Source organism: Pseudomonas sp. NPDC098747, assembly GCF_044760045.1.
GTDB lineage: Bacteria > Pseudomonadota > Gammaproteobacteria > Pseudomonadales > Pseudomonadaceae > Aquipseudomonas.
The window spans coordinates 817-5,444 of record NZ_JBIWAL010000112.1 but is presented as its reverse complement, the minus strand read 5'-3'; the positions used below and the strand labels follow the sequence as shown (position 1 = coordinate 5,444).

Here is a 4,628-nt window from a genome sequence, read left to right as displayed (position 1 = left end):
ACCCACTCGCTGCCGCCGATTTTGTCGCAAGCTTCTGCTGCTGCTTCTGGGGTGTATACTGCGTAACCAGTGGAAACTGGCAGGCCGTATTCAGCGAACAGCTGCTTACCCTGATACTCGTGAAGATTCATGCTTTTTACCGTCTTCGTTAGGTACTGCGCATTCGGCGCTGCGCTCGTGATGAGTGCCGCGCCACCTGTGACTGCTGCTTGCGTAGCTGAGCTACGCAAGACTGCGTCCGGCGGACATTCCGCGGTGAGTCTTGCTCGCAAGGCTCACGACGGGCAGACACCGCCGTGGTTTCTTATTGTCTGTTAACGCTTCTTGCGGTTGGCAATGTGGATGGCGCCGCCATTCACAGCCAGAGCAGCTTCGTGCAAGGCTTCAGACAGGGTCGGATGGGAGAAAACCATCATGCCCAGGTCTTCAGCGCTGGTGCCGAATTCCATACCGATCGCGCCCTGCTGAACCAGTTCTGCAGCGCTCGGACCACTCACCTGCACGCCCAATCCGCGGTCAGTCTTGGCATCAGCGATGACCTTGACGAAACCACCGGTATCGTTGGCGGCCATGGCACGGCCGGAAGCGGCGAACGGGAAGGTGCCGACGTTAACTTCAACGCCTTCAGCTTTCAAGGCCTGCTCGGTTTTGCCAACCCACGCGATTTCCGGGTGAGTATAAATAACCGAAGGGATCAGGTCATAGTTCATCTGGGCCTTGTGGCCCTTGATGCGCTCGACAACCATGATGCCTTCTTCCGAAGCCTTGTGAGCCAGCATCATGCCGCGAACCACGTCACCGATGGCGAAAACGCCCGGTACGGTAGTGGCGCAGTGATCGTCAACGTGCACGAAACCGCGCTCGTCCAGGGTCACGCCGCTGTCGGCAGCCAGCAGATCAGTGGTCACCGGACGGCGACCAACGGCTACGATCAGCTTGTCGAAAGTGATGGTCTGTTCGCCATTGGCATCGGTGTAGTTCACTACGACTTCGTCGCCATTAACTTTCGAACCGGTAACGCGAGCGCCCAGCTTGATGTCCAGACCTTGCTTGGTCAGGGTTTTCAGCGCTTCCTTGGAAACAGCGGTGTCCGCTGCCATCAGGAAGGTATCCAGGGCTTCGAGAACAACCACTTGCGAACCCAGACGCGACCACACCGAACCCAGTTCCAGACCGATCACGCCAGCGCCGATAACGCCCAGACGCTTAGGTACGGCCTGGAATTCCAGTGCGCCAGTCGAATCGACGATGACGTTCTGATCAACCGGAGCCGGTGGAATGTCGATCGGACGCGAACCTGGCGCCAGGATGACGTTTTCAGCTTCGATGATTTCTACCGAACCGTCAGGCTTGGTCACTTCGACTTTCTTGCCGGCCAGCAGTTTGCCGTGGCCCTGGATCGAAGTAACGCCGTTGGCCTTGAACAGAGTGGCAACGCCGCCGGTCAGGTTCTTGACGATGCCAGCCTTGCGGCCAACCATCGCAGCGACGTCCATTTTGACTTCGCCGGTCGAGATACCGTGAACGTTGAAGCTTTCTTTCGCTTCCTTGTATTTCCAGGAACTGTCGAGCAGCGCCTTGGAAGGAATGCAGCCGACGTTGAGGCAAGTGCCGCCCAGCGCCAGTTTGTCTTCCTTATCGGTGTACTTCTCGATGCAGGCCGTCGAAAGACCCAACTGAGCGGCCTTGATGGCGGCTACGTAGCCGCCAGGGCCAGCACCGATCACTACTACGTCAAATTTCTGCGACATTCAAAAAATCCTCTTTAGCGAAAAGCTTCAAGCCGCGAGCTGCAAGCCTAGCTGCCATTTCTTGCAGCTTGAAGCTTGCAACTCGTGGCTGCTTCTATCAGATATCCAGCAACAGACGAGCCGGATCTTCCAGCAGGTTCTTGATGGTCACCAGGAAAGTCACAGCTTCTTTGCCATCGATCAGACGGTGATCGTAGGACAGTGCCAGATACATCATCGGACGGATAACGACCTGACCGTTGATGGCCATCGGACGCTGGATGATGTTGTGCATGCCCAGAATCGCTGACTGCGGCGGGTTGTCGATAGGGGTAGACATCATCGAACCGAAGGTACCACCGTTGGTGATGGTTAAAGTACCGCCGGTCATTTCTTCCATCGACAGTTTGCCGTCACGGGCTTTCTTGCCGAAGGTGGCGATGCCGCCTTCGATTTCAGCCAGGCTCATCAGTTCGGCGTTACGCAGAACCGGAACCACCAGACCGCGGTCGCTGGAAACAGCAACACCGACGTCGGCATAGCCGTGATAAACAATGTCGGCACCGTCGATCGAAGCGTTGACAGCCGGGAAGCGTTTCAGCGCTTCGGTAGCAGCTTTGACGAAGAACGACATGAAGCCCAGACGCACGCCGTTGTGCGACTTCTCGAACAGATCCTTGTACTTCGAACGCAGCGCCATGACTTCAGTCATGTCGACTTCGTTGAAAGTGGTCAGCATTGCCATGTTCGACTGTGCTTCAACCAGACGCTTGGCCACAGTGGCACGAACGCGGGTCATCGGAACGCGCTTCTCGATGCGGTCGCCAGCGGCGAACACAGGAGCGGCAGCCGCTGGTGCAGCAGCCTTGGCAGGTGCAGCGGCCGGAGCAGCTTTCTTGGCTTCAACAGCGGCAACCACGTCTTCCTTGGTCACACGGCCATCTTTACCGGTGCCTTTGACGGAAGCCAGGTTGATGCCGTTTTCTTCAGCCAGTTTGCGCGCAGCAGGAGCCGCGATAGCGTCTTCGTCAGTGCCGGCAGCAGGAGCAGCAGCGGCTTGTGCAGCGGCCGGAGCAGCAGCGGCAGCCGGAGCAGCGGCAGCAGCGCCGCCCGCTTCGATGGAGCCCAGGACTTCGTCGGACAGAACGGTGTCGCCTTCGTTCTTGACGATTGCGCCCAGTACGCCGTCGGCAGTAGCCAGAACTTCCAGTACGACTTTGTCAGTTTCGATGTCGACGATCAGGTCGTCACGCTTGACGGCGTCGCCCGGTTGCTTGTGCCAGGTGGCAACGGTGCCATCGGCAACCGATTCCGGGAAAGTGGGGGCTTTGATCTCGATAGCCATTATCTGTAGTTCCTTAAATTCGGTTTCAGGTGCGCGAAGGCGTTAAACGGTAAACGCGGCTTGCAGCAGTTTTTCCTGCTGCTCGGCGTGCATCGATGCGTAACCACAAGCAGGTGCAGCAGAGGCGTCACGGCCCGCGTACTCGAGTACGAGAGATTTATCGTGTTTGCCAACGATGCGGCGCATGTGGTGCTGGCTGCAGTACCAGGCACCCTGGTTCATCGGCTCTTCCTGACACCAAACGATATGTTTGAGGTTGGTGTAAGGAGCCAGGACTTCAATCAAGTCGTCCTCAGGGAATGGGTACAGCTGCTCGATACGCACGACGGCGATATCGTCACGGCCTTCAGCACGGCGTTTTTCCAGCAGGTCGTAGTAGACCTTGCCGCTACACAGAACAACGCGCTCGACCTTTTTCGGGTCCAGTACATCGATTTCCGGGATGACGGTCTGGAACGAACCTTCGGCCAGATCTTCCAGCGTCGAGACGGCCAGCTTGTGGCGCAGCAGCGACTTTGGAGTCAGGACGATCAATGGTTTGCGCAGCGGACGAATCACCTGACGACGCAGCAAGTGGTAGATCTGAGCCGGCGTGGTCGGTACCGCCACCTGAATGTTGTGCTCGGCGCACAGTTGCAGGTAACGCTCCAATCGAGCCGAAGAGTGCTCAGGACCCTGACCTTCATAACCGTGCGGCAGCAGCATGGTCAGACCGCACAAACGGCCCCACTTGTGCTCGCCACTGGTGATGAACTGGTCGATAACCACTTGGGCACCGTTGGCGAAGTCGCCGAACTGGGCTTCCCAGATAACCAGCGCATCCGGCGTGGTAGTCGAGTAACCGTATTCGAACGCCAGAACGGCTTCTTCCGACAGGAACGAGTCGTACAGGTCAAAACGTGGCTGACCGTCGTACAGGTGCTGCAACGGAATGTAGGTGCCAGCATCTTTCTGGTTATGCAGAACAGCGTGACGGTGCGAGAACGTACCGCGGCCGATGTCCTGACCGGTCATGCGAATCGGGTGACCTTCGAACGCCAGGGTCGCGTACGCCATGGTTTCAGCGTAACCCCAGTTGATCGGCAGGCCGCCGGCTTGCATCTTCTGACGGTCTTCGTAGATTTTCGAGACCTGGCGCTGAACCACGAAGCCATCTGGAATTTCCAGCAGCTTGGCGGACAGTTCCTGCAGGGTCTTGAGGTCGAAACGAGTGTCGTGACGCGCGGTCCAGGCGTGGCCCAGATACGGACGCCAGTCCACGAACAACTCTTTGTTCGGCTCTTTGACCAGGCTTTTCACTACGTGCAGACCGTTGTCCAGCGCGTTGCGGTATTCGTCGACTTTCGCCTGAACACGCTCAACGTCGAGCACACCGCTCTGAGTCAGACTGTCAGCGTACAGCTCACGGGTGGTGCGCTGTTTGGTGATCTGCTGATACATCAGAGGCTGGGTGCCGCTTGGTTCGTCAGCTTCGTTGTGGCCGCGACGTCTTTAGCTGACGAGTTCGATTAGCAAGTCAAGTTTGTATTGATTTTGTTTTTTGATGTATATTT

The 4,628-nt window shown here is 57.4% G+C and carries 3 protein-coding genes and 1 pseudogene; all 4 read right to left on the bottom strand.

Annotated elements, in window-relative coordinates; genetic code table 11:
- The coding region (locus ACIQVE_RS29060) for an ATP-grasp domain-containing protein (RefSeq protein ID WP_402815333.1) at nt 1–131 on the bottom strand (131 nt) is incomplete at its 3' end.
- 183 nt (nt 132–314) lie between these two features.
- The gene (gene lpdA / locus ACIQVE_RS29055) at nt 315–1,751 is read right to left on the bottom strand and encodes a dihydrolipoyl dehydrogenase (RefSeq protein ID WP_402815331.1); all 1,437 of its coding nucleotides are present in this window, start codon (nt 1,749–1,751) and stop codon (nt 315–317) included.
- A gap of 97 nt (nt 1,752–1,848) precedes the next feature.
- Complete coding sequence (odhB, locus tag ACIQVE_RS29050) at nt 1,849–3,075, bottom strand: 2-oxoglutarate dehydrogenase complex dihydrolipoyllysine-residue succinyltransferase (RefSeq protein WP_402815329.1); 1,227 nt, start codon at nt 3,073–3,075, stop codon at nt 1,849–1,851.
- Nucleotides 3,076–3,117: 42 nt separating this feature from the next.
- A pseudogene (locus tag ACIQVE_RS29045) lies at nt 3,118–4,628 on the bottom strand (2-oxoglutarate dehydrogenase E1 component); the annotation flags it as partial.